Below are 25214 nucleotides of genomic sequence, written 5' to 3'. Positions count from 1 at the left end.
TCGTGGAAATCTGTGATCATCGTTGTTGCTGAAGGAGGAAATAGCGATGCATGTTTCCGAGGCGATGCACAAAGAGGTTCGATCAGTTACGCCGACAATGCCGGTGAAGGACCTCGCGAAAATCATGAAGACAGAAGACATCGGAGCAATTCCCGTTGTCGAAAACGACCGGATGATTGGAATGATCACCGATCGGGATTTGGCTTTGCGCGCGTTTTCGGACGGGCACGACATATCAATGCTTACAGCACGTGAAGTGATGTCGCCTGGCGCGACATTCTGTCATGCGACCGATCGGATCGAAGAGGCGGTGCACATGATGGAGAAGCATAAAATCCGGCGGCTACCCGTGATGAACGCTCAAAACCGGATGGTCGGCATGCTGAGTATCGGCGATATCTCGCATTGCGGCAGTAAACCTCTGACCGACCTCTTGATGAAATCCGTAAGCGAACATCACGCTTAAGGGGCACCTATACGTTTTCAGGTCGTTCAACTTGTGCCGCGTAAGCCTAAACTTCGAAGCCTTTTCTGCCGCGCTGCCAATTCGGCGCGGCACCAGGCTCATCATCCCTCCGTAATGCAAGGCTCTTTTCATGGAGCATCCACGGCTCAAGCAGGCGAACACCGTCAGCCCGTTTGTGGGATCGGATGAGCTGAAGACATTAAACGTGTCGGGCGCCTTCCGGATCACGGAGCAAGCCGGACAGGGCGACTACGCCGTATGGTGTAGCCGACGGGCAATTGCCCGAGGCAGTTTGGCGCTTATGAAAAAGGGTCCTTGACGAAAAACTGAAATCCAAGCGCTCGTCCTGACGACTGCGCGGTACGTCTCGATAAAATCAGGGCCACACTTACATTGGCGACGTCGGCTGGTGACGTCATTATAGCGGTCGCTCTATCGAGCGCTGGAGTTCATAATTTTGATGATCCAACTCGCTTTTTGAGCGCAAGAACAGCACACTGAATACTGCAGCAATCATCAAAACTACAACGATCAAAAGCAGATGATCAAGCACCATCCAACGCAACCAACGAAGAGAATCCTGCGCCTGTCTCATATAGCACCTCCGATCTCAGAGCCTGCACGCGAGGTTCTGAGACGGGTCGCCGGGGTCACGTATTCCGGATCAGAATCCGCGGCGGCCTTCGCTAGCCGCACATGAGAACAGGCCCGGCGGGCACTCCCCGGTGCCGTGAAATATCGATGCACCACCGAGCAAGGCCGAACAGGCGGCCGGCGCGTTGACGTCACGAGGTAATTCTTCATGGGCATAATCCCAAATGCTGGGCAGCCATTTTTGGACGAAGATATCGGATCACATCGTCATCTGTGAGCTGAGGAAAATGGCGGTAAAAATCGCCAACACCCCGGAAGAAATGCGTCGTCTTCAGGCAGATGATTTCATCTGCTTCGCTTTCGAGCGCAGATATTACCGAAAGGGGCGCGACAGGAACGGCAATGATGATACGGCCAACGCCCCTCCCTTTGATCGCCGACAGGGCGGCTTTCATTGTCGAGCCGGTCGCCAAGCCATCGTCAACCAAAATAACAGTCTTGCCCTGTATGTCGCGGCGAGGCAAAACATCCTTAAGTACAGCCTTTCTTCTGGCGATCTCCCGCAACTCCTCTTCAGCGGAAAACTGAAAGACTTTTTCCGTGACGCGAGCGCGTCGGATCACTGCCTCGTTCCTATAAATATGGGGGCGGACCCCTTCCACAACCGCACCCATAGCAACCTCCGGCACGCTGGGAAGGCAGATTTTCCGCACGAAAACAACGTCCATAGGCGCATGCAAAGCTTTGGGAATTTCAAACGCAATCGGAACACCGCCTCTAGGCAGCCCAAGAACAACGACATCGCGATTGCAATAGTGGCGGAGCGCTTTTGCGAGCTTCTGCCCAGCATCCATTCGATCTTCAAACATGATCCGATCTCCGAAGAACCGGATGCAAATTTCCAACAGAAGGCAGGAGAGGTCATTGATATTCATCAAAACTAATATACCGCATCGATGTTTGACGGCGATCAATGTCGGATGCCCGCCAATCGGCTTTGCTGTTCTCACTGCCGGCGCATGACATGACTGCCGGCAGTTGAAGCGGTGAGGCCGGAGTTGCCGCCGCTCCATCTTTCAAACATGAGGAGAATGAAGATGGCCGATACAGCAACGAAGCTACCCGTCAAGACGGAAGACAAACAACCCAGGACCCCGGACATCGGTTGGTCGCCCTTTGAAAGTTTGCGTACGGAAATCGATCGCCTGTTCGATGATCTCACGCCCACGTTCTGGCACCGCCCATTCGCCCGCCTTTCGCTTGGCAAATCCTTCCCCTCAATCGCAGCGCCGGCTGTCGATGTCGTAGAAAAGGAAAAGTCGTACGAAATCTCGGCCGAGTTGCCCGGCATCGAACCCAAGGACCTTGACGTACGCGTCGCCAATCAAACGCTGACGATCAAAGGCGAAAAGCAGGAAACCAAAGAAGAGAAGGAAAAGGAATATTACCTTTCCGAACGCCGGTATGGATCCTTCCAGCGCAGCTTCCAGCTACCCCAAAGCGTTGACGCGGCCAAGATCGAAGCCTCGTTCAACAATGGCGTTTTGACGGTAACTCTTCCCAAGACTGGACAAGCTCAGAAGAACGAGCGGAAAGTCGTCATCAAGGCAACGTGATGCCTGCACAGGCGAAGCGCGTCAGCGCTTTGCCTGCTTTTTAAATGCCCCCGAGTTGTGGGACGCGAAAGCCTGGAGAAACGACGTCTGACGTATCGAACCGATTTGTCAGAGAGATAACAGTGACCACATAAGGCGGTCAACTCGAACCGCCGGCCAAATGACTTGTCTTGCGAATGGCGCTGCAACGATACTGACGTAGATGCGAGAGGCAAATAGCTTTCCACGAACGGCGATCCGCTCCGTCCCCATGGCTTCTTGCAATTCCGGGCACAAGATTGCTTTGCACTCAGTGTGGTACTGCTTTGGGGGCGACGTGGCGTTGCCGCCACGTCAGTGATTTTCAACCGATAGACAAGTGATTTTCAACTGCGGTGACCCCCGGTATCGACCAGGCCGCCTGTTCGGCTGCGCTGCGCTCCGTCCACGCATGCACTCCGCCTTCCAACACCACTCTTCCATCAACGACATTAACCCGGATGCGGCTGGCTTCAACTTCGGCGTAGCGCCGCAATGCGCCTTCGATGCGGCTCTTGATGTCGGAAACCACAGCAGCCGGGCGAATGGTCAGAAGGTTGGTCACCCCCACGACCCCGCCAAGCTTTTTTACAGCGTTTTCCGCCGCTATCCGTTGAAAATGCCACCGCACTTCACCTGAAAGCGTCACCCATCCACGCTGAACTTCGACATCGATGACGCCTTCGGGAAGCGCCGTGTCCCACTCGATGATATCGAGTGCGCGGGCCGCGATTTCATCGTCGGCATGCTTTTTCCGCTCGGCATATCGAACTTCGATTTCCTGGGCTATAGCGCGCACACCTTTGACGCGTCTGACTGCAGCATCCGCAGCAGATTTCTCGGCATAGCTATTGACGTGTCCCGTTAGAGTGACGACGCCATTTTCCACGGTGACGCCGATATTGGCCGCATCGATACTGGGCTCGAACTCCAACTCGTCAAGCACATCCTGACGTAAACTGAGATCATTCATCGCATCTCTCCAAATTGGTTAGATTTGCTGAGGTTGAACCTCAGCCTCAGATGATGATCTGTCTCGACGTCGTGTCATTGCGCTTCGTCAATAAGCTGGCATGGCGAGGAGTCTTCATGCGGCGAAAATTGGCAAGTGTCGTATCACGAAGGGACGGACGCTGCATCGATCGTCTCGAGTGGGCTCAATGCTGCTTTGCTTGTTGACGGACAATAGCCTGACAACCGCAGCCTTACCTGCAAAGAGGCGGTATCATCGGGCGACGTCACGATCTTAAAGCCTTCCTTCCGGCACAAGCCCAGCATTTTGTAATTTTGGGCAAGAACCAAACCTCGCACCTCTTGCAATCCTTCAGCGCCAGCAAACTCCAAAAGTTGTCGCAAGAGCGCGGTCCCTAAGCCGCGATGCTGGCGATCGCTTCGGACCAACAGACCGAAATCGCCCCACTCTCTGCCAACGTCGATGACCAGCCGCGCGACACCTACGATCTCGCCTCTGCGATCAATCGCTATAAAAGCCATCTCGCGTTCGTAATCGATATGAGTCATGCGAACAATCGTAGCCTGGGAGAGTTTCGCCTGTCCGAAGAACCGCATCCGCAAGTCCTCTGATGCTGTCAGCCCGAGCATGGCCGTGTAGGCTTTGGCATCCATGGGGCGAATTGGACGGAAGATGAAGTCCTGACCGCTCACGGTGATTTGTCTTATCCACTCGCTCGGGTACGGCTTGATGACAAGACTGCGGTTGGGCACCGCGTCATGCAGCCGAGAGGGATCAATCTCTATACGGGCATCGATCGCAACGACGGTTCGATGTCCGACTGACAGCGGATTGATGTCGATCGCGCGAACGAACGGAAAGTCGATGGCCATTTGCGACAAGGCTAGGAGAACGTTTTTGACGGCATCCAGATTTGCGGGTTGGACATGACGAAAACCATGTAGCAGACGTTCTATCCGGGTCGCATTTATCAACTCGACTGCTAAACCGTCATCGAGCGGCGGCAGGCCGACCGCAATATCATCCATCTGCTCGACGGCGATGCCGCCAGCGCCAACGGCAATCGTCGGACCAAAAATCTTGTCGGCCGAGAGGCCAGCAAACAGCTCGACACCAGCGTCTATCTTAATCATTGGCTGCAGGACGTACCCATCCACCTGATCAGTGAGTCCGGCGGCAGCCGCCGATGCCGCGATGGCGCGCGCTGCGCGACGGGCACCTGCTCGCGTTGTGATATCGAGCATCACGCCGCCAATATCGGATTTGTGCGTAATGGATCGTGATAGAAGCTTGACAACGATGGAAGGATGCCGGCGCAGCAACGCTGCCGCAAGCTGATCAACGGAGCCGATGGTTTTAGCGACAGCGCATTCGGCAACAGGTATCTTGTAAAAGCCAAGAATGGCCTTCGCCTCGACTTCCGTCAGCATCTTTCGCGATTGTTTTGCCACTTGCTCGAAAACACACATCGCCCCATTGCGATCGAACGGGAGTTCTGCGGTGGTCGCGACGTGAGTCAATTGTTCCTGTCGTCGCCCCCATTGTCCGAGCACGTGCAGCGCAGTGATCGCATCATCAGGCAAGCCATAGTCAGGGATACCGGCATTGCGCAACATTTGTCGGCCTTCGCGACTTGCTCTGCCGCCGAGGAGGCAACTCAAAAGGCGTTTTTGCGGCCAGTTGGGCGCTTGCACCGTCGAGATGATTGCCGACGCGACCTCTGATGGCGGCGCGGCCTGTACCGGGCAATACAAAGCCAGGACGACGTCGACAGCCGGATCGAGCGCGACCGCACGGATGGCCTCCGCGATCCGATCGGGCGACGCATCTCCCAGAACGTCGACCGGATTGCTTTTCGACCAACCATTGGGAAACAGACTATCAAGACTTGCAATCGTATGTTCGGCCAGCGACGCCAGGACTTCCCCGCGATCGAGGAGGCCATCGACGGCAAGAACCCCTGCCCCTCCCCCATTCGTGACAATCCCCACCCGCGCCGATGTAAGTGGCGGCACCTTGGCGGTGATCTCCGCAGCAGCGAACAGTTCTGACAGCACAGTGACTCGAATAATGCCAGCCCGTTTCAGGATCGCATCGATAATGCGCGGCTCTCCAGTAAGCGCGCCGGTATGGGTTGCCGCTGCCTTTGCCGCTGCCTTATGCCGGCCGGGAACGATGGCTATCAACGGCTTCAGCCGGCCCGCGGCCCGGGCCGCGGCGATGAACTTCCTCGGATTGACGATCGATTCCAGATACATGACGATCGCAGACGTTTCATGGTCTGCCGCCAGGAGATCGATCCCGTCACCGATGTCGACATCGATCATGTCACCAAGCGACAGAACCTGTGAGAAACCGATGGCACGTTCGCTTGCCCAGTCGAGAAGAGAACTGACAATCGCACCGGATTGAGACAGCAGCCCAATCTTGCCATGACTAGCGCCTGTGAGCACGAAGCTTGCGTTGAGTTTAGCTCCCGGAAGGATCAGGCCGACGACATTCGGTCCGAAGATCCGCAGGCCGTAAGGTTTGCCGGCAGCAAGCGCCGCCTCTCTCAGACCGTTTTCAGCCGTTAGTCCTGCGCTTGCGACAACGGCAATTTTTGTTCCCTTCTCCCCCAGTTCGCGCAGAATAAATGGCACAGTCGGAGCGGGCGTTGCGACCACAGCGATGTCCGGTGCGGCGGGCAGCTCGGAAACGCGTGCATAACATTGAAGTTGTAGAATCTGATGATATTTCGGATTGACGGGCCAAACCTCCCCCACAAACCCGCCGTCAATGACGTTCTGCAGTATTTTGGTACCGATGGCGCCGGCCCGGTTCGAAGCGCCAATGATGGCGATCGAGCGTGGATGAAAAAGAGGCGCGAGATTCTTGATGGACATCCCAACCTTCCCTTAACGGTAAACGAGAACCGGTTTGGTCGATTTTTCAAGCACCTTGCTGGTGACACTTCCGAGCAGCAGCGAGGTAATGCCCCCTCGGCCGTGGGACCCCATAGCAATCAGATCACATCCCAAATTGGCAGCGGTGTCCGTAATGGTGCGAGCGACATCTTCGCTCCCAAGGACCAGAGTATTGCAGGAAACGCCAAGGCCGTCGGCCTTAACTTTCTGCTGTGCCAGCATAGCACTGCACTTAAAGGTAGCGGTTTTCTCATGTTTTTCGCGCTGATGAAGATATTCGGTGCTGTCAACCGCCAACATGTGAAACGGCTCAGTAACCGCCAGCAGCGTGATGTCTGCTTTCATGTCCGCTGCAAGGGCGATCGCCTGCTCGGCAGCTTGCGATGCCAGCTTGGAACCATCCGTAGGAACGAGGATGTGCTTGAACATGGATGGCCTCCTCGGCCGGAGTTAGAGCCAGATCACATGGGTTGCTGAGCGAAGACCAGCCAGACACTGCGATTTTGATACGCGCCCCGGTTTGATCGCAGGTCCTGCGATCCCGCTAAGGCGCATATGATTTCGTTATTCCTAGCGGTCGCTGACTGCGCTCAATGGCTCCAGAAGATGGGGAGCTTGGCTGTTTCAAGCATAGCTTGCGTCACGCCGCCGAAGATAATCTCCCGAAGGCGGGAATGGCTGTAAGCGCCCATAACGACAAGTTCGGCAGCCACATCGACTGCATGCTGTTTCAACGTCTCGTCAACGGTTCTTCCGCCGCCCGACACAACATCGACGGCAACCGAAACACCGTGCCTAGCAAGATAGGTGGCGATATCCGCACCGGGTTCCTCGCCGCTGTTGGACTCGGTCGCAATGGGATCAATCAAGGTTACGTGCACCTCACCTGCCGTCTGCAGCATTGGCAGGGCCTGCTGAACAGCCCTCGCTGCTTCCATTCGGGAATCCCAAGCAATGAGCACTGACCGTGGCGTCAGATTTGGAATTCGATCTACCGGATTGAAGAGGACTGGCGTAGGCGATTGAAACAGGGCGCCGTCCAGAATGCGTTTGCACAGATCCTGATCTTGCGCCGCTTGGCGACCCACGAGCGTCAGGTCGGCATACAGGGCGCGCTTGGCAATATCTTCATCAGCCCACGCAAATTCAGTGTAGAGATCCTGGACATCATAGGACAAGCCTGATGCCTCGAGCATATCCTTGGCAATCTCCACCTGGTCGGCGAGCTTGGCAAGATCACCTTGGCGTTCTTCCAGCCAAGCCGCGGAGATGATTTCAGCATAGCCGCCGACCGGCGGAGGCGCCGCCAATGCGACAACCGTCACAGCGAGGTGAGCCCCTGCGGATTGACCCACGGCGATGGCGTTCTTGATATCCTCCTGGAACTGATTGACGCCAACGGGAGCCAGAATTGTCTTGTAGCGCATGATCGTATCTCCACGTTCGAAAGTGAGCATGGATACAATAGCGGTTTTAGCAGCAACTCACTTTGATCCGAGTCAAACGCAGAAATGGATCGGCCTGTCGTCATCATGTTTCAACAGCCTGACGATCCGCAAGATTTAACAATTCCATGCGGTAGCTGGCCTGCATAAAGACGGTCGAATTTGCAATTGTGGGCATGGACAGGGTTTCAACCTCGTTACGCAGCTCTGGTCTCGCGGCGAATGAGCCATAGACCCGGCAACATCGGCAACCAAAAGGTAAAACCGCGAAAGATAAGTGTGGCCGCGAGCGCCGCCTCGGCTTGTACCCCGAGTAAATGCAACACGCCGACACAGGTACCCTCGAAGGACCCGAGACCAAGCGGGAGGGGCGATAGGGTTGCCACGACCGAGGCAAGAATAAAACTCACGAAAGCTTTCGTCGGTTCGATGTCCATACCGATGGATCGCAATGTAAGCCAAAGCGTCACCGCATCGAGCAAGAAGATGGCCGCCTGCAAGGCAATCGTCTGCGCGAGAATGACACCGTCGCCGATTAAGTCGCGCCTCACCGATTTCAGCACATCCGCAAGCCTTTTTGCAGGGTGCCAATCGAGAATGGGTTTCGGAATAAAGCGACCTCGCGAGCGCGTAATGAGCAGCAGAACACCTGCAATGAGGATAACGACGCCGGCAAAGGCAACCGATAGCGAAAGCCATGCATCGCTCAACTCACCACTATACCACAGCAGGATGAAAGCGACGATGGCCATCAGGAGATAGGCCGCGTAATAGGAAAGCGCCGCGATCAAAAGCGCCGTAACCGCGATTGCAGAGGGAATGGACCGATGCAGCAGACCGCGGACCACGATGATACTGCCGCTCAATCCACCCGTTGGTATGGCTTGATTGGCGAAAAGCTCCACGACGGCAAGACCGAGCAGATCGAGCGCGCGTCGACGAAACCCCGCTTTGGCCATGACCGTAGCCCAGATGGAGGCAGCACATGCATAGGTTGCCGCTTGCGAGACGAGCGCGACTGCGAGCCATAACGGATCGGCCGCCTTTAGTGTCGCGATGAAAATTGTGATGTCACCATAATGGAGAATGAAGCTGATCAGGCCACCGAGGACGATAAGACCCACGCCCCAGCCCAAGAGGAGACTGACGGTACTGGTCTCTCCGGACAGAGCCCCGACATCGTACGGAGGCTGCTGAGCGGACTGCATGGAATCTGCTCGATCATCCATCAACTGCTCCCACTTTGCGACAACCCGGCGTACGCGGCATTACCGTCAAACTATGTCGTCCATGGTTTTCTTAGCAGAAGCGGCGCCCTCATCTCGTACAAAGGAAACATGGGCGCTGTTCTCGGTCGTGACAGTTGACTCCAATGAGGTAAGCGCCGTCTTCTCAGATGTCGGCGGCCATCGAAACAAGGTCGGCATCTTTTATGGCAAGATGATGCAAGATTTCGCCGGCGAGTTTTTCTGCAGGAAGGGCCGCCTCCAGCCTTATCCAGTCGACCGCGCCACTACCTTTCCACAGTTGGTGAGCCAGGACGTCAACAGTCGCGTCTGAACACCCACCCGTTCGCGCTTCGACACGCTGCCAAAGCAAGGCGGGATCGGCTTCGAGCCAGAAACCGGAGAAGACGTGCCTTCGTTCACTCACAGCTTCTTCAATCATCCGTCGGTTGCCAGGCTTATCGAAAACGGCGTCGACCACAGCGCAGCCACCCTCTGCCAGGATGTAGCGGGCGCGCAAGCCAAGCTCCTGGTAGACCTTGGCCGAAACCTCGGCGCGATAGGCGGCTGGGGGCAACCGGGTCTCCGGCGAAACGCCGTGCATGGATTTGCGAACACGATCGCTCTCAACGATACGCGCACCTGGAGCGAGGCCAAGGCGCGGTGCCAATGCCTCGGCAAGCGTTGTTTTACCCGATCCGCTAAGGCCGCCAATTGCAATGAGCTGCGGCTTGACTGCCTGCAGAAGTGCCTGCGCAAGCCGGAAATATGAGCGCGCCTCGGCGGCAAGAGTCGGCGTACGAGCGTCGGATTCTTCCGCCTGGGTGGCGATTACATGCGCCCGCACCGCTGCACGCAAAGCAATAAAAAAGGGCAACGCGGAAAAACCATCGTCCTCACCGGTCTCATCGAGATAGCGGTTCATGACAAGGTTCGCAAATTGCGGATATCCGCGATGCCAAAGGTCCATCAGCAGGAAAGCGAGATCGTAGAGAATGTCGACGGTGGCGATCTGGTCGTTGAACTCAATGCAGTCGAACAGACAGGGCTTGCCATCACGCAGGAAAATATTGCGCAAATGAAGGTCGCCGTGGCAGCGCCTGACTTTGCCGGCTGCCTCACGCTTGTCCAACAACTCCGAAAGGACTGCGAGCTGGCTCTCGAAAGCCGCTGTCAACCCTTTGACCTCTTCGGCGGAGAAAACATGACTCGTCGCAAAGCCCGCCTCGTTAACCTTCAGCACCGCCGCCACGTTAGCCGCGCCACCGCCGGCATGAATAACCGGTGCGCGCCGATGGAAATCGACGATGACCTGCGCGAGTGCCGTCATCAACGACGTCGTTAATCCACCCGCGCCCGCTATGCGGTCGAATAAGGCAGATTGATCGAAGCGACGCATCTCGACCAGCGCATCAACCAACGGTCCGCCGGCGTCAAAAGCCATGCAGCCGTCATTTGTACGCGAAATACCGCGAACGCCGAGATAAATGCCCGGAGCCGTCGGGCCATTCAACTGCACCTCTTTCTGACAGGCCGCCAGCCTTCGTTCGGCAGTGGAAAAATCGGCGTACGGCAGTTTTACCGCCCGTTTCATCTTATATGCGCGGTCGCCCGCAAGAAATATGCGGGAGATGTGCGTCTCGATCATTTCGACCGAGCCAGTTCGCGAGAGTGCGTGCTCGATAAAGGCGATAGTTTCGGACTGATCTTCGGTTATCATCTGCCAACCTCTCGCGCGGCGGCTCCAACGGGAATGCACCATCGTTTCACAGATGGCAGCTCCCGCATTGACGCGCGTCAATGACCCGACAGATGTCGTGTTCTATGAAAACATTCGTGTCAGACTATTTTGGGAAGTGGAGCGATGGACCTCTCGTCGCGACGACAGCTTGTCGAGGCATTGATACCGACCATTCGACGAGCCGGCGAAGCCGTCCGCTCCCTTCAGGAAAGCGGCATCGTACAGAGTTCCAAGCAGGATGGCTCGCCGGTAACTTCCGCCGATCTTATCAGCCATGATATCTTGCGGGCCGGGTGTCAGGCCTTGTCTTCAGCAATCCCCGTGATTAGCGAAGAGGATCATTGCTTCACGGCGGCCGCTCCGCACATGGCCGCACTTGTTATCGACCCGCTTGACGGCACAAAGGAATTCATTCAGGGGCGCACAGAATTTGCGATCAACATCGCCCTCGTGGAAGACGGGTACGCAACTGCTGGGCTGATCTATGCGCCGGCTGAAGAGCGATTGTTCTTCTCCTATGGCACCGGGTTGGTGTTTGAGGAAACCGGCAGCGGGCGACGCAGCCTGTCAGGGCTTGCTGTGGCGCCGCGACGGCCAATCATCCTCACCAGCCGCTCTCATCTGGACTGCGAGACAGAAGCCCTTCTGGCCATGCTGCAGCCTTGCACTGTCAGTAAATGCGGCTCCTCGCTCAAATTCGCGGCGATCGCGGCAGCGGAGGCTGACGTCTATCCAAGGCTCTCTCCGACAATGATCTGGGACTGCGCGGCAGGTCAGGCGATTATCGAAGCGGCGGGCGGTGTCGTCCTGCGAGCGGACGGATCCGCCCTGCGCTACCAAGAGGATCAGACATCCAAGGTGAGCGGCTTTGTCGCCGCCCGGACGCCGCAACTGGCGGCGCGAGCGATCGCCGCCATTCGGCAGCTCGAGACATAGCCTTCCAAAATGCTGCGATAACTGCCTATTCACATGTCCCCTACCCAGTTTCGGACATGGCGCTTTTAGCGATTTCAGTTTGCAATAGTGGATTTGGCAAGCCGTCAGACGTCTGGTTTCGGCTCTTATTCGCATTTGAGCGATATCAATGTGAAAACGAGAGATCGTCCTACTGTTTTATTGTTTGAGATATCAACAAGGAGGCTATCTCATGAACAATATCACACTTCGCCAGAACGTGATCGACGAGCTGGAATTCGAACCAAGCATTGACGCAGCCGACATCGGCGTCACGGCGGACGAAGGTGTCATCACGCTCACCGGCCACGTTGCGACTTACGCCGAAAAGGAGACCGCCGAACGCGTGGTGCGGCGTATCAAGGGCGTCAAGGGCATTGCGCAGGAGATCGAGGTTCGACCGGCGGGAACACATATCACTGCGGATGACGAGATCGCCAAGCGCGCCATCCATATGATTGGCTGGCATGTCGCCATCCCCAAGGATACGGTTCAGGTTCGGGTGCAGAAGGGCTGGATTACCCTGAACGGCAAGGTGGAATGGCACTACCAAAAGAATGCGGCCGCCGCTGCTGTTCGAGATCTGTCGGGAGTCATCGGCGTGTCGAACATGATAGAGGTGATGCCACGCGTCAGTTCCGTGGACGTGAGGAAACGCATCGAGGATGCCTTCCGCCGAGACGCCGAGCTTGAAGCACAATCCATTCGCGTGAATGTGGCAGATGGCAAAGTGACGCTCGATGGCAAGGTGAAGACTTGGTCTGAACGGCAAGCAGCCGAACATGCTGCGTGGTCCGCCCCGGGCGTACGAACGGTCGAAGATCATATTTCAATCGGCTAGCACGGAATGCGGACAGCTTGTCCGCGAGCTGCCCGCATTCGCTCAAAGCATGCAGTGCTTGCTATGGAGGCCAAAGATGAAGGACGTTCGAGATAGAGAACCGCCGGGCTGGCCGGCGACGATTTCGCCCGACAAGGTCTGCTATTTCGTTTTCAGGGCGCGCCAGTTCGACGTGAAAGACGCTGTCACAGACGAAGGCTCGGCATCCAATCCTTCAGACGACGAGATGATCGATGTCCTTGAGGACAGGTTCGACGATCCGGTTCAGGAGGAGCTTCGCAGCGCGATATGGGCGCTTAGCGAGGATGAGCAGATCGACCTCGTAACCTTAGTCTGGCTGGGCCGCGGCGACGGTTCCGCAGAGGACTGGCTCGAGATACGCGATCTCGCGGTCGAGGTCCATAATCACCGAACGGCCAATTATCTGCTCGGTACGCCACTACTCGCCGATTATCTCGAGGAAGCACTGTCCATGTTTGGTGAATCCTGCGAAATCGCTGCCCGGGACCATCTTTGAACTTGCCGCAGTCCGTCGTGGGCACTGGCGCCAATGTCGGGCGTTCATCGTAGCTGCGCTCTTCGTTGGCAATCCGCGCTGCCATCTATGGGGCCCCGCTGGGCGTGGGATTTTCCATTGCTGCGAGACATCACCGTCGCTGATGTTGGAAAAGAACGCTGGTACCGCGCCGCCTGTACCGAATGCCGTGGCTTCTTTGAGGTTGGTCAATGCACGTATCGTTCCTCCAATCCATCCTAGTGACCTTCAATGGAGGGCGACGGAGATGGCCGCAGACAGATACCAAAGGAGCAACAGCAGCCGCGTTTTAAATGATTTCCTGCAAAACGGCCTAAAAGTCACTATCTCGGCCGGTCTTATATTTTTCCTGGGCCTTTGCCAGGCCGGGGCGGCTTCCCTAGAGCAACCATCCCTGGCACCGATGCTCGAGCATGTTCTGCCTAGCGTCGTCAGCATCGCAGTCCGAGCACAAGGCGGGGCCAACGATGAAAGCTCACTCGTGATGCCCGGCGCCGAAAAACCTGATGGCCCTTCAAACGACAGCGCCCCCCTAATACGCATCTCCCAGACAACCGGTGCCGGCGTGATCGTCGATGCAAGAAACGGCTACATATTGACAAGCAATCATGTCATCGACAACGCCATTGATATCAAAGTCACGATCGCCAGCGGCGACAGCTATGACGCCGCGGTCATCGGCACCGATCCAGATACCGACCTGGCTGTCATCCAGATCAAAGCAACCGGTCTGATCGCCGCGCATCTGGGTGACTCGCAAAAACTGCGGGTCGGAGACTATGTCGTTGCTATCGGCAATCCATTTGGCCTTGGCCAGACGGTCACATTTGGAATCGTTAGCGCTCTTGGTCGGACTGGGCTTGGGCTCGAAGGTTATGAGAACTTCATTCAAACCGACGCCTCCATCAATCCCGGCAACTCGGGCGGCCCTCTGGTCAATCTTCAAGGAGAACTGGTTGGTATTAATACTGCTATCCTGGGCCCGTCGGGCGCAAACATAGGTATCGGCTTTGCCGTCCCAGTCGGCATGGCCAAGGACGTCATGGAGCAACTCATTGCGCATGGCGAAATTCGCCGGGGCCAGCTTGGCGTCCTGGTACAGGACAACAATACCGACTTCGAGAGGGCATTGGGGATCAAAGCCTCGACGGGTGCTCTGGTTGGCGAAATCATCCCCGGGTCTGCCGGCGCGAGGGCTGGAATGATGATGGGAGATGTCATTATCGCCGTCGACGACACGCCGATCCGGACCGCCGGCGAGCTCCGTATGACGATTTCATCCCTTCCGCCCGACATGGTGGTCAAGCTGTCCGTGATGCGCCCCAATGGCAAAGTCGACGTAAATGCGACGCTGAGCGCAAGCATACCCATCGTGGAGACACCTCGCCCGGTAGAGGTGGAAGGAGAAGGCTTGCTGGCGCTTGTCACGCTTCAGACGCTTGAGCCGGACTCGGATGCCTTCGGCAAAGTGGAAGGCGCATTTGTAGCCTCCACCATCGACGGCAGCAGGGCTGCTGCGGCCGGCTTAACGCCAGGCGACGTCATCATCAGCGTCGGTCAAAAGCCAACGCCCACGCCGCAATCGGTTATCGATGCCGCACGACAAGAAAATGACTTGCTTCTGCTGGGAATATTCCGTGACGGCCACAGACGCTTTCTAGCGGTGAAATAAATCGGGCAAAATTCCGCTCGCACGCGATGTCGTCTGAAAAAGATCCTGCACATTTGACGGACATCAACGCGCAATCGCGGAATTCGATCAAAGTGACGTTATTGGAGCTCGCCATATTGGCGCCTTCACGTGGAGGAAGTTTCAATGACCATTCTTGAAAAGCGCGAGGAAGCTGCAGAAAAGGAATACGTGACAAAGCTCGAGCAGACGTTTCGGGTACGGGCGAGGCGCGACAGGTTGTTGTCGCGCTGGGCTGCTGACCTCATCGGCAGGCGGGATGTCGACGCCTATTTCGGTGAGGTCATGACAGCAGGTCTTGCGGAAGCCGGGGATGAAGGTGTGTTTCGTAAAATATGGTCCGATCTGCAGTCTGTAGGCGCGTCCATCGAACAGGAGGGTCTGCGTGAAACAATGCGCAAGTTTTCCCTCGATGCGGCCCAGCAAGTTCGCCTAGCCGATGCCGACCAGCAACGGTCGAGCTGAGGACGGTGATAATCAAAGCCCCCCAAGGCTTTTTAAAGCCTGACTGGCCTTTGCGATAGGCATTGGTCGATGCCCGGAACTGCACTGAGACCTGCGCAGATCAAAACTGCTCCTTCTGAGGTGTTGGAACCGTTGGAGCATGAATTGCCGTTGCCATGGGGTTGTGGGTGCCCATGCTTGTGGACAAGCTGAAACACCCCGATTGCCTGCATCGTTCGACATGACAGCACGTTAAGTTCAGATGAGGGTTAAGGCATGAGATGGTCACTTAAGATTGGTACGATCGCTGGAACCGCGATCCGCGTGCATATGACCTTTATTATCCTACTCGTCTGGATATGGCTGGCCCACTATCAAATCAGTGGAGCGCGGGCCGCTTGGGATGGGTTGGCCTTTATCGTTGCGGTCTTTGGCTGCGTATTGTTGCATGAATTCGGTCATATCGCCGTCGCGCGCCGCTTCGGCATCAAAACACCGGAGATCATGTTGCTGCCGATCGGCGGCGTGGCAACTCTCGAGCGACTTCCCAAAGAGCCACGGCAAGAGATGTTGATCGCCATCGCCGGTCCGCTCGTGAACCTTGCCATAACGGCATTGATCATGGTGGTGATCGGAGGGACGGGAAGTCTGGATCAGGCTTTCGAGCCTCAGGACCCCCGCATCGGCTTTCTCGTGAGACTGGCAGGCGTCAATATCTTTCTCATGTTGTTTAACTTGATCCCGGCATTTCCAATGGACGGCGGCCGGGTTCTGCGCGCCATTCTGTGCCTCTGGCTGCCCTGGGTTCGAGCAACCCAGATTGCCGCAGCGATCGGGCAGGGCATTGCCCTTGCGCTCGGTCTCTTCGGTTTGCTTTTTAATCCCTGGCTCATCGTGATTGCGGTCTTTGTCTATCTTGCCGCGACCAGCGAGGAACGGGATGCGCAGATTGAGGATCTTGCTGATCATGTCTGCGTGTCGGACGTGATGATCACCGAATTCGAGACCCTTTCCCGCTCTTCTTCCATCGAAGAGGCCGTCGACAAGTTGCTTGCAACGACGCAAAACGATTTTCCTGTCGTTGGATCTGATGGGCACCTCGTGGGCCTGCTTAACCGCAACAGCATCATCACGGCGCTGAAGGAACAAGGGCCTAAGACGCCGGTCGCGCAGGCTATGCGCAGCGACATTCCGGAAATCGGCTATCGAGCCCCGTTGAAGGAAGGCCTGGGTCGCATGCGGGAGGAAGATGCCTCAGTGGTGGCAGTGGTCGATGACGCAGGCTTGCTGTGCGGCCTTATCAATTACGAGACAATTGGTGAGATATTGATGGTGCGATCAGCGGCATCCGGTGATTTCAAACTCGGTCATCTGCGCCATGTTGGGCTGAAGTATCGCTTCTAAGTACCTCTGGCCGCTGAGCTATTAAAAGAAAGCCGGTTGACGGCAGATTATAGCATCTGCATTCGTGATATATCGAGCATCGGCAGGAAAGGCATCCCCTCGACGGCTTTCTGCCTAACAGTTTTGCGGCTTTGACAAAAGCATTCTACGTACGCGGTAATATTGTTCCGTCACGCCTATGTTTGAACGTGAACTTCGGCGCACTTTTCAGGCGTTTTTTCTTGCCGCTTGCTGCTTGCCTGCGGTTCCAGATCGACTTGCTCCTCGGCCGTTTCCAGAAGCTCCATTGCATAACAAGTGGCCGCGTCGACATCACTCATGCTGAGCTTTGCATCGTTGCATTTATCTTTGATTGCGCGCCTGATCCTTGCGAGCACGCGCCGCCTATCCCCCTTATGCGCTTGGTAGAGCGCCGGCAGGGCTGTCAACGCGATTGTCTCGAGCACAAGAAGACGCCCTTCAATCTCTCCTAAACACGGCATTGCATTGCGCGACGGACCTACGAGATAGTCTCTTCTTGCCGAAAACATCACGTCACCTCCGCGTCTTAATCTTCACCACATTCATCCTAAGATTACCTGCAATACGGCCGCGCGCGTTGATCTTCATCAAACATTGGCCGCGCTCGCTGTATCAGTCTTTCGGCCGTTGACCTCCGTCAATGTCGAACGTGCGGGATCGGTGCTCAAATGCAGTTGATGGATAGGACCGTTGATCTCCATAGCCCAATAAAACTCCTGCTTGGCAATCTATGCCAGGCTGATGGCGACACGCTTGAAATCCGCGAGACGCTTATGTCGTGGCTGTTTCTCGGAGCCAGCCGCGTCTACAAGATCAAGAAGCCAGTGCGTTATCCTTTCCTCGACTTCTCCTCGATCGCCAAACGACGCCATTTCTGTTTTGAAGAACTCCGGCTGAACCGACGGCTGGCAAGCAACACCTATTTATCTGTACTGCCGATCTGCCGCGCAGCCGATGGAGGTCTTCACCTCGGAGACCACGGGGAAGCCGTTGATTGGGTGGTGAAGATGCAGCGGCTCTCAGATTACTATATGCTCGACACTCGAATGCGGGCTGGTCTGCAGGAAGAACTGGACATCGAAGCTATCGCATCCCTTCTTTCGCGCTTTTTCGAGAGCCTGCCGTCCGAAAGGATCGACGCCGATCACCAATTGGCTTATCTTGCTGAGCAGCTTAATATCGACGCGGTCGTCCTTTGCCGCAAGGAATTCGGGCTTGCCGCACAACTATCCCCGCTTCTGAACAAGGCACACCGCCTGCTCCAAGAATGCGCTCCAGAACTGCAGGATAGAATTGCTTCGGGTCGGTTTCGCGAAGGGCACGGCGATCTCAGGCCCGAACACGTCTGGCTGGGAAACCCTCTTCAGATCATCGATTGCCTGGAGTTCAACCGCATGATGCGGATTGTTGATCCCTACGAAGAAATCGCACAATTCGGCAAGGAATGCAGCATTGCCGGATATCCCTGGGTCGCCGATCTCTTGATGAGTAGGATCGCCTCTCTCCTTGGCGGTCGACCACCCGAAAAGTTATATCGTTTCTATGTGATATTCCGAGCCGTGCTGCGGGCTCGGATGTGCATGGCCCACTTCTTGGATCCAAATCCACGAAATCCCTGGAAGTGGCAGCCGCTAGCCTTGAAATATATCCAGGTCGCCAAAGAAGTTTCCAAAACTGCTTGATAGCGGGGCACCTTGAGTTGTGAGATCGGCAAATGGAGAACCCTTACACTATCCTGGTCCAAGTCGATCGTGCCGCACGGCTTTTCAATTCGCTTGATCCCACCCCGTTCCGCGAAAGAGATCTCGACAGGGAAGCGGAGCGCTTTATCGTCGAGTGGGCCCAGGAGGCTCCCAGCAACGCAATGCTTGAAATAGTCATTCAGCTAACCGGCGAAGAAGCTGGCACGGCTGCCATTGAGACGTTGCAACAGGCGCTTTGCTATAATTTTCAGGATCGCGCGGCTCAAGCCTACCGGGAGGTGCGTGAGTTGCTGCGAGAGGGACGGCGAGCTCTTGTGATCGGCATCCCCGTGCTCGCTCTCAGTATCGTTGCAAGCCAGATCATCAGCAATTTGGCCGGCCCAGCGGCCCCAGCAAAGGTCATCAGTGAAAGCCTCCTGATTTTTGGCTGGGTCGCCAATTGGCGGCCATTGGAAATCTTCCTTTATGGTTGGTGGGAGATTGCCCGTCGACGCCGTCTTTATCAACGTCTGGCAGCAGCCAATGTAAGGGTGGTTTCGATAACCGCAGACCGATGATGAACATAACATCGTCTTGCCAAGGCGAGGTTCATATCGCTTCTCCGCTTTGGGATGACACCTGAACCGCATGGCCCAAGTGATCATCGTTCGCCTTACTGCAGCTTGCCAGTTGTGGTTCGGACAGCAGGAGCGCGGCTGTCTAAGGCGGCCCAAATAGCGCAAATGTCCCCGTTTAGATCATTCATATCGAAGTGCCTCGATCGGATTGAGATTGGCCGCCTTATGTGCGGGATAATATCCGAAAAAGATCCCCACCATCGCGGCGAAAAGAAAGCCTCCGGCCATCGCTGCCACCGATAAGGGTGCGGGCCACTGAAAGACCTGCGAGACGATCAACGACATGCCGCTGCCCATGAAAATTCCGGCTATGCCGCCGCTTACACTAAGGAAGATCGCTTCAGCGAGAAACTGCAAAAGCACATGCAAACGTCGCGCGCCGATCGCCATACGCAAGCCGATCTCGCGCGTCCGTTCAGTCACCGACACGAGCAGGATATTCATGATGCCGATACCGCCCACCAGAAGCGAAATGGATGCAACGGTCGCAAGCAAGAGCGCCATAATGCGGCTGCTGCTTTTTGCCGCTTCCGCGAACTGGCTGAGGTTCCGTACATCAAAGTCCTTGCTTTCGGCCGTCTTGATATTGTGGCGCCGCATCAGGATGGTATTGATGTCGTTGATCGCGTCGGGCACGCGCTCGGCGCTCTTGGCTTGCACGAACAGCATGTTGGTAAAACCGGTCAGGCGAGGTTGCAGATTGTAGGGATTAGGCGCCGGCAGGTAAGCCCAGTTATTCGGCGTTTGCGCCTGGCTCGGCGCTGCAACGCCAAGCACGCGTCGTTCAGCGGTTGTAAACGGGATCATGACGACATCGTCCTGATCCTGCCCCATCGCAGACTGCCCCTTGGCGGCAAACAGACCGACGATGCGCATCGGCACATTCCTAATCCTGATCGTCGCTCCGATCGGATTTTCGCCTGCCATGAACAACTGGCGATAAACAGTTTGACCGATGACCGCCACCAAATCTCTGTTGCGTTCGTTGTCGCCGGTAATCGGATCACCCGTAGCTAGGTGCCAGTTTGTGATGACTGGATAGGATTCGCTGACCCCCTGAATATTTGTTGTCCAGTTGTTTCCGCCATATTCGGTCTGACCCTGCTGGCGGATAAGGTAGCCGACGCTGGCAACTGCCGAGCCCTCACTGATCGCTTTAGCGTCTGCAACTGTTAACGTGCTTGCGCTCCCATATCCGCCGCGCACGCCGCTGCTGATCAGCGCACCGGGCAAAACCACCACCACATTCGTTCCGAGACTTTCGAGCTGCTTTTTAACCGCGATATTCGCTCCCTGTCCTACGGCCACCATGACAATAAGTGACGCGACGCCGATAAAAACCCCCAGCACCGTCAGCATTGACCTCATCTTGTTGCGCATGATGGCCTGTACCGCCGCGTCCAGCGCCATCCGGCCGAAAGCAAATCCGCCGCCGGATCCTAATCGGACGCGATCACCGCGGCCTGCAGACATGATGGGGACATCAGAGTCGGCTGTGCGATCCCGGTATTCTTTCTGCTCGTCCGAGACAATCCGGCCGTCGCGCATTGTGATGACACGATCAGCATAGGCGGCAATATCCTGTTCATGCGTGACCATCACTATCGTCACGCCTTCGCGGCGATTGAGAGTGACGAGCACGTCCATGATTTCATGCGATGTCTTCGTGTCGAGATTGCCCGTCGGCTCATCAGCCAACAACAGCCGCGGCGTATTGACGAGGGCGCGCGCTATCGCGACCCGCTGCTGTTGCCCACCTGATAGCTGGCCGGGCGTATTGTGTGCGCGGTTTCCAAGACCCAAGCGCGCAAGCACGACATGTGCGTGTTCGATCATGCCCGCCCTGCTACCGGCGCCGGCTTCGGCGTAATAGAGTGGCAGACAGACATTTTCGAGGGCACTTGTGCGTGGTAGAAGATTGAAGCTCTGGAAAACGAAGCCGAGGCGCTCACTGCGGACCGCTGCAAGTTCCGGCTCCGCAAGCTTGGCAACATCGATACCCTCCAGGAGATACCGGCCGCCGCTTGGCCGGTCGAGACATCCTAGAATGGACATCAACGTGGATTTACCCGAACCGGACGAACCGATGATCGCGACAAATTCCCCGCGCCTTATTGAAAAGGTCACCCCACTGACCGCAGCGAGGTGTGTATCGCCGATCACAAAGGTTTTGGTGATATCCTGAAGTTCTATGAGGGGTTGGCTTATTTGATACGTCATCGCAGCACCGAGTTTCACCATCTCAGAAAGCGGAATGAAGCTGAGGCATCCGCTGATGGCAAACGTTGGGCAACAACGACCCTGTCACCTGCTTGCAGGTTGCCCTCATCGATCGCAGTATAAGAGCCGTCGCTGATACCCGGCTTTGCAGGTATCGCGGAGAACTCACCGTTTCGCTCTACCCATATGTGAGTGCCGTTGGTGTCGAACGGCTGCGATACAGTCCGGTTTACCAGGGCGTCTTTCGGCTCGAACCGCAGAGCCTGATTGGGAACACGTAGAACATCCGTCTCATGATCGGTAGTGATGATCAAAGACGCCGTCATGCCTGGCTTGAGGGCAAGATCCCCGTTGTCGATGCTGACGACTGCGTCGAACGTAACGACGTTTTGGACAGTTTGCGGTGATTGCCGAACCTGCTTTACCTTGCCCCGGAAAGTGCGATCGGGAAATGCATCGACGCTGAAGGCGACCGCTTCGCCGGTCCTTATCGCGCCGATATCGCTTTCACTGATATTCGTGTCCACCTGCATCCTGGTAAGGTCGGTGGCGATTAGGAAGAGGGTCGGTGTCTGGAAGCTCGCCGCGACCGTTTGGCCCTGGCTCACATTGCGAGAGACTACGACACCGTCTACGGGAGACCTTATGTTCGTATAGTCGAGATTGATCAGTGCGGCGGAAAGCTCCGCCTTGCGCTGTTCAATGGTTGCCTCGTCGAGAGCGACCTGCGCTTCGGCCTGATCGGCGAGACTTCTGGCAATATCAACAGTATCCTGCGAGACCGCCTGAGAGCCTATCAGGCGACTGTTCCGCTCATAGTTGAGCCGTGCATAGTCCAAATTGGCTTTGTCTTTCTTGAGCTGAGCGTTGGCGACCGACAAATTGGCGCTGTCCTGGTTCACTGCAGTTTGGTAGCTGCGCGGATCGATCGTCGCACAGACCTGCCCAGCTTTTACCACCGTGTTGTAGTCGCAACGAATTTCAGTGATCGGTCCGGAGACGTAGCTGCCAACGATGATCGTCAGTTCCGGGTTCACCGTGCCGGTAGCCGCCACCTGCCGGATCACATCTCCTCTGCCAACTGGCACCGTCTCGAAGGGGGGACGATCCGGCTGCGCGACATGCTGCCAAGTCACGGCGAGCACAATTACCGAGATAATCGCACCGCTCGCCAGCAGCCAAGACAAACGCTGAAGACGCTTGCGGCCCCCATGCTTTAGTCCTGGCGGGGATACTTCCCCCGACACCCGTGCTTCCACCGAACCGTCCATGTGAAGTACTCCTCATTGCCTTTCTCTTGGCACGAAAGGAACTTCTGGGCATTGATCTTAAGCAAAGATCATCGGCGGCAATCGATTGCCGCAATCGGCGGACGGGTTTCGATGGTAATCTTGACCGGCGTCAATGTCGCAATCGGCAAAGAGACATAGCCTCGAATCCATCAACCTCTGCGGAGAACGACGATGGATGCGAAATCGATCTTGCTGGTGATTGGGCGAACTGACTGGGAAATGGATCTCCAGCAGGCATTGATGTTTTCCATCGAAGAACGCAGCCATCTTTCGGTGCTTGCCGTGGCGATCGCCGATCCCTCCCCCGTCGGCGATTACCCTGTCAGCGAGACGTGGTTGGAAAAACGCAAACGGGATTCCGAGACTCTCGCTTCGATCGTTGCTCAGTGTCAGAAGGAGTGCGCCTCGGCAGTCTCGTCCTTCGATGTTTCGAGCATCTATCCCGACCGTGGGATGGCAGCCGCTGCGTTTGGGCAGCGCGCGCTCTATTGCGATCTCGCGTTGGCAGGCGCCAGCGCTCTCGATGATCCGGATTTAAGACAAAACCTCATGGATGGCTTCTTGTTCGAGGCTGGCCGACCTGTCTTCCTCATGCCCGACAGGCCGCTTTCGAGCCTGCATCCGAAACAGGTTCTTCTTGCATGGGATGGAAGCGTTGTTGCAAGCCGTGCTGCCCGTGCGGCACTCGATTTCCTGAAGTCAACGGAAATGGTCCACGTCATCATGGTGGACCCGGAACGTTTGGCATCCGACGAAGATCCCGAACCGGGCGCGGATATGGCGCGCTACCTCGCACGCCACGGCATTCGTGTTGAACTTGAACGGCTCGCCAGTTACGGCCGACCGATCGCCGACGTCCTGATTGACCATGCTGTCCATATACACTCCGACCTCATCGTGATGGGCGCCTATGGGCATTGGTGGCTGCGGGAACGTTTCTTTGGTGGCGTAACAAGGACTATGGTCGAGCAGCGTGAGGTGCCTGTCCTCATGACCCGCTGAAATCTCTCAAACTCTCCGAGCAAAATTCCGATCTTTGGATGCACTTCATATGGAAGAGAAGTCTGGGATTGGGCTGCCGTCACAAGGATATGATCCACCGTCAGCTCATCGCAGATGAATATCACCGCAGCTATGGGGCAGCAGCGATCATAGCCATCTTCCCATTATCAGCCAAATTTTTCTTGCTCGCTCAACGATAGACGAGAACCGGGATGCGCGAATGGCTGAGAATCTTCGCAGTCACGCTGCCGATCAGCAGAGTGCCGGCCCCTCCCCGACCGTGGGAAGCAATCGCTATCAGGTCACAGCCATTATCGATCGCAGCCTTGATGATCGTGGAATAGACGTCGTCTCCTTCCACTTTAAGCGTGCGGCAGACAACACCCTGGTCACGCGCTTTCATCTCAGCCTCGGTCAGGAACTGCGAGGCCTCGGCATCCGCGAACTTCATATAATCTTCGCGTGTGCTAGAAAGCTGCCTGCTGTCGATTGAGAATAAACGGAACGGCTCGATAACCGTGATGAAGATGATCGACGAATTTGCATCACGAGCAAAGCTGACGGCCCGTTCTACGGCTGATAGAGCAAGCGGCGACCCGTCTGTTGGAACGAGAATATTGGAAAACATCTGGCCCTCCTCTGGTCTTTAAAACAATATCACCCCTCAGCGTCCGAATCGTTGATCGGTAACAAACGTCGCTCCCCGTTCGACGCACCTTGTTTGCTCGATTTGGCTTTTGTCGCAGCCATTTCGAAGACACTCCGCCCCGAATACCGGGCTCATCCGTCCGGCATAGATGTAGGTTCTCGCTTGCAAGCAACTTCCGCTTAGGATCACACTATATCAGACTTCTGCCGAAAGGACCGACGTACTCGGTGCAAAGCCCGTTCACTCGCGCTCGACCAAGAAAGCTGTTTGCCGCCTGGAGCGACAACGTCAATTCATTAATGTCGATGGCCGGCCCATTGACTCGAACCCAGGCATTACCTCTTTGCGTCAGGATTCGAAGACGCCAATTGCCAGTGTCTATTTTCGTCAATTGAAAATCGGCCGTTTGAAATGTGGCAAATGAGTTCGAAGTTTCCGTCGACCAGTGGGTGTCCATTGCAGCTCCTCCGTTTCACTCCACGCGCAGAGAAGCAGGTTCTGCCAATTCCATCCTTGAGATGAATCAAATATACAGAATAAAAATATTTTACATCAATTCGTCACCCGAGTAATATTCACGTATAAGATGAATTAAAATGCAAATAATAGAGCTTATCGGACGGAAACTTGCATCATGCCGCTGTTTTATTCCATCTGTTGTAGATTCCGATGATTTACCGGACGGCGTTCCAATCAAAAACCGGACACGATTGGAGTGCACCCTCAAACTGAGACAGCCTGAGACCGGGAAAATAGCGGACAGTTCCTCGCAAGAAGAGGGAACTGGGCATGGCCAAACGGCTAAAAAATATTGATGAAAGTCAAAAGCTGGAGCTTCTCCAGCGTATGGAGGCGGG

The 25214-nt window shown here is 56.0% G+C and carries 23 protein-coding genes; 11 read left to right on the top strand and 12 right to left on the bottom strand.

Going from position 1 to position 25214, the window contains the following annotated elements; genetic code table 11:
• Positions 1-46: 46 nt before the first annotated feature.
• Complete coding sequence (locus GGD50_RS22200) at positions 47-466, top strand: CBS domain-containing protein (protein WP_183939405.1); 420 nt, start codon at positions 47-49, stop codon at positions 464-466.
• A 418-nt stretch (positions 467-884) separates the two neighbouring features.
• Here GGD50_RS22200 and GGD50_RS22195 read toward each other — a convergent pair whose 3' ends face one another.
• Positions 885-1061 carry a hypothetical protein gene (locus tag GGD50_RS22195; protein ID WP_183939403.1) on the bottom strand — a complete coding sequence of 59 codons (177 nt, stop codon included), beginning with the start codon at positions 1059-1061 and terminating at the stop codon, positions 885-887.
• A 205-nt stretch (positions 1062-1266) separates the two neighbouring features.
• Positions 1267-1929, bottom strand: coding sequence for a phosphoribosyltransferase (locus tag GGD50_RS22190; protein ID WP_183939401.1), 663 nt, complete (start codon positions 1927-1929; stop codon positions 1267-1269).
• A gap of 228 nt (positions 1930-2157) precedes the next feature.
• Here GGD50_RS22190 and GGD50_RS22185 point away from each other — a divergent pair, with 228 nt between their 5' ends.
• Positions 2158-2676 (top strand): Hsp20/alpha crystallin family protein, encoded by a 519-nt coding sequence (locus GGD50_RS22185; RefSeq protein ID WP_183939399.1) that lies wholly within the window; start codon positions 2158-2160, stop codon positions 2674-2676.
• Between the two features lie 343 nt (positions 2677-3019).
• Here the strand turns inward: GGD50_RS22185 and GGD50_RS22180 are convergent, their stop codons facing one another.
• The 6 genes from GGD50_RS22180 to GGD50_RS22155 form a co-directional block, all read right to left on the bottom strand.
• Complete coding sequence (locus tag GGD50_RS22180) at positions 3020-3667, bottom strand: BON domain-containing protein (protein ID WP_183939397.1); 648 nt, start codon at positions 3665-3667, stop codon at positions 3020-3022.
• 143 nt (positions 3668-3810) lie between these two features.
• Positions 3811-6552, bottom strand: a complete 2742-nt coding sequence (locus GGD50_RS22175) for a bifunctional acetate--CoA ligase family protein/GNAT family N-acetyltransferase (RefSeq protein WP_183939395.1) — start codon at positions 6550-6552, stop codon at positions 3811-3813.
• A 12-nt stretch (positions 6553-6564) separates the two neighbouring features.
• Positions 6565-7002, bottom strand: a complete 438-nt coding sequence (locus GGD50_RS22170) for a universal stress protein (RefSeq protein ID WP_183939393.1) — start codon at positions 7000-7002, stop codon at positions 6565-6567.
• Between the two features lie 161 nt (positions 7003-7163).
• Complete coding sequence (locus GGD50_RS22165; protein WP_183939391.1) at positions 7164-8000, bottom strand: universal stress protein; 837 nt, start codon at positions 7998-8000, stop codon at positions 7164-7166.
• A gap of 215 nt (positions 8001-8215) precedes the next feature.
• Entirely contained in the window at positions 8216-9247 is a 1032-nt protein-coding gene (locus GGD50_RS22160) for a lysylphosphatidylglycerol synthase transmembrane domain-containing protein (protein ID WP_246451424.1), read from the bottom strand.
• A gap of 163 nt (positions 9248-9410) precedes the next feature.
• The gene (locus tag GGD50_RS22155) at positions 9411-10964 is read right to left on the bottom strand and encodes a bifunctional aminoglycoside phosphotransferase/ATP-binding protein (protein WP_183939389.1); all 1554 of its coding nucleotides are present in this window, start codon (positions 10962-10964) and stop codon (positions 9411-9413) included.
• A 144-nt stretch (positions 10965-11108) separates the two neighbouring features.
• Here GGD50_RS22155 and GGD50_RS22150 point away from each other — a divergent pair, with 144 nt between their 5' ends.
• From GGD50_RS22150 to GGD50_RS22125, 6 genes are all read left to right on the top strand, one after another.
• Positions 11109-11921: a 3'(2'),5'-bisphosphate nucleotidase CysQ family protein gene (locus tag GGD50_RS22150; protein ID WP_183939387.1), complete on the top strand. Its 813-nt coding sequence runs from the start codon at positions 11109-11111 to the stop codon at positions 11919-11921.
• A 211-nt stretch (positions 11922-12132) separates the two neighbouring features.
• Positions 12133-12780, top strand: coding sequence for a BON domain-containing protein (locus GGD50_RS22145; protein WP_183939385.1), 648 nt, complete (start codon positions 12133-12135; stop codon positions 12778-12780).
• Between the two features lie 76 nt (positions 12781-12856).
• Positions 12857-13297, top strand: a complete 441-nt coding sequence (locus GGD50_RS22140) for a DUF3775 domain-containing protein (RefSeq protein WP_183939383.1) — start codon at positions 12857-12859, stop codon at positions 13295-13297.
• Positions 13298-13562: 265 nt separating this feature from the next.
• Positions 13563-14987, top strand: coding sequence for a trypsin-like peptidase domain-containing protein (locus tag GGD50_RS22135; RefSeq protein ID WP_246451422.1), 1425 nt, complete (start codon positions 13563-13565; stop codon positions 14985-14987).
• A gap of 144 nt (positions 14988-15131) precedes the next feature.
• Complete coding sequence (locus GGD50_RS22130; RefSeq protein ID WP_183939379.1) at positions 15132-15470, top strand: ATPase inhibitor subunit zeta; 339 nt, start codon at positions 15132-15134, stop codon at positions 15468-15470.
• 255 nt (positions 15471-15725) lie between these two features.
• The gene (locus GGD50_RS22125) at positions 15726-16853 is read left to right on the top strand and encodes a site-2 protease family protein (RefSeq protein WP_183939377.1); all 1128 of its coding nucleotides are present in this window, start codon (positions 15726-15728) and stop codon (positions 16851-16853) included.
• Positions 16854-17029: 176 nt separating this feature from the next.
• Here GGD50_RS22125 and GGD50_RS22120 read toward each other — a convergent pair whose 3' ends face one another.
• Complete coding sequence (locus GGD50_RS22120; RefSeq protein ID WP_183939375.1) at positions 17030-17383, bottom strand: hypothetical protein; 354 nt, start codon at positions 17381-17383, stop codon at positions 17030-17032.
• A gap of 159 nt (positions 17384-17542) precedes the next feature.
• Between GGD50_RS22120 and GGD50_RS22115 the strand changes: the two genes are divergently transcribed.
• Positions 17543-18556: a hypothetical protein gene (locus GGD50_RS22115; protein WP_183939373.1), complete on the top strand. Its 1014-nt coding sequence runs from the start codon at positions 17543-17545 to the stop codon at positions 18554-18556.
• Positions 18557-18588: 32 nt separating this feature from the next.
• Positions 18589-19134 carry a hypothetical protein gene (locus GGD50_RS22110; protein ID WP_183939371.1) on the top strand — a complete coding sequence of 182 codons (546 nt, stop codon included), beginning with the start codon at positions 18589-18591 and terminating at the stop codon, positions 19132-19134.
• Positions 19135-19314: 180 nt separating this feature from the next.
• Here the strand turns inward: GGD50_RS22110 and GGD50_RS22105 are convergent, their stop codons facing one another.
• Together GGD50_RS22105 and GGD50_RS22100 are read right to left on the bottom strand one after the other, a co-directional pair.
• Positions 19315-21435, bottom strand: a complete 2121-nt coding sequence (locus tag GGD50_RS22105) for an ABC transporter permease (protein WP_246451420.1) — start codon at positions 21433-21435, stop codon at positions 19315-19317.
• Positions 21429-22685 carry an efflux RND transporter periplasmic adaptor subunit gene (locus GGD50_RS22100; RefSeq protein ID WP_183939369.1) on the bottom strand — a complete coding sequence of 419 codons (1257 nt, stop codon included), beginning with the start codon at positions 22683-22685 and terminating at the stop codon, positions 21429-21431. Before GGD50_RS22100 ends, GGD50_RS22105 begins: the two co-directional genes overlap by 7 nt.
• Positions 22686-22877: 192 nt before the next feature.
• Between GGD50_RS22100 and GGD50_RS22095 the strand changes: the two genes are divergently transcribed.
• Entirely contained in the window at positions 22878-23708 is an 831-nt protein-coding gene (locus GGD50_RS22095; RefSeq protein ID WP_183939367.1) for a universal stress protein, read from the top strand.
• 190 nt (positions 23709-23898) lie between these two features.
• Here the strand turns inward: GGD50_RS22095 and GGD50_RS22090 are convergent, their stop codons facing one another.
• Positions 23899-24336: a universal stress protein gene (locus GGD50_RS22090; RefSeq protein WP_183939365.1), complete on the bottom strand. Its 438-nt coding sequence runs from the start codon at positions 24334-24336 to the stop codon at positions 23899-23901.
• Between the last annotated feature and the right edge of the window lie 878 nt (positions 24337-25214).

It is taken from the genome of Martinezella paranaensis (assembly GCF_014200235.1).
GTDB classification, from domain to species: Bacteria; Pseudomonadota; Alphaproteobacteria; order Rhizobiales; family Rhizobiaceae; genus Rhizobium; species Rhizobium paranaense.
Note: the sequence above shows the minus strand (reverse complement) of the source record. Positions and strands in the feature narration are given on the sequence as shown.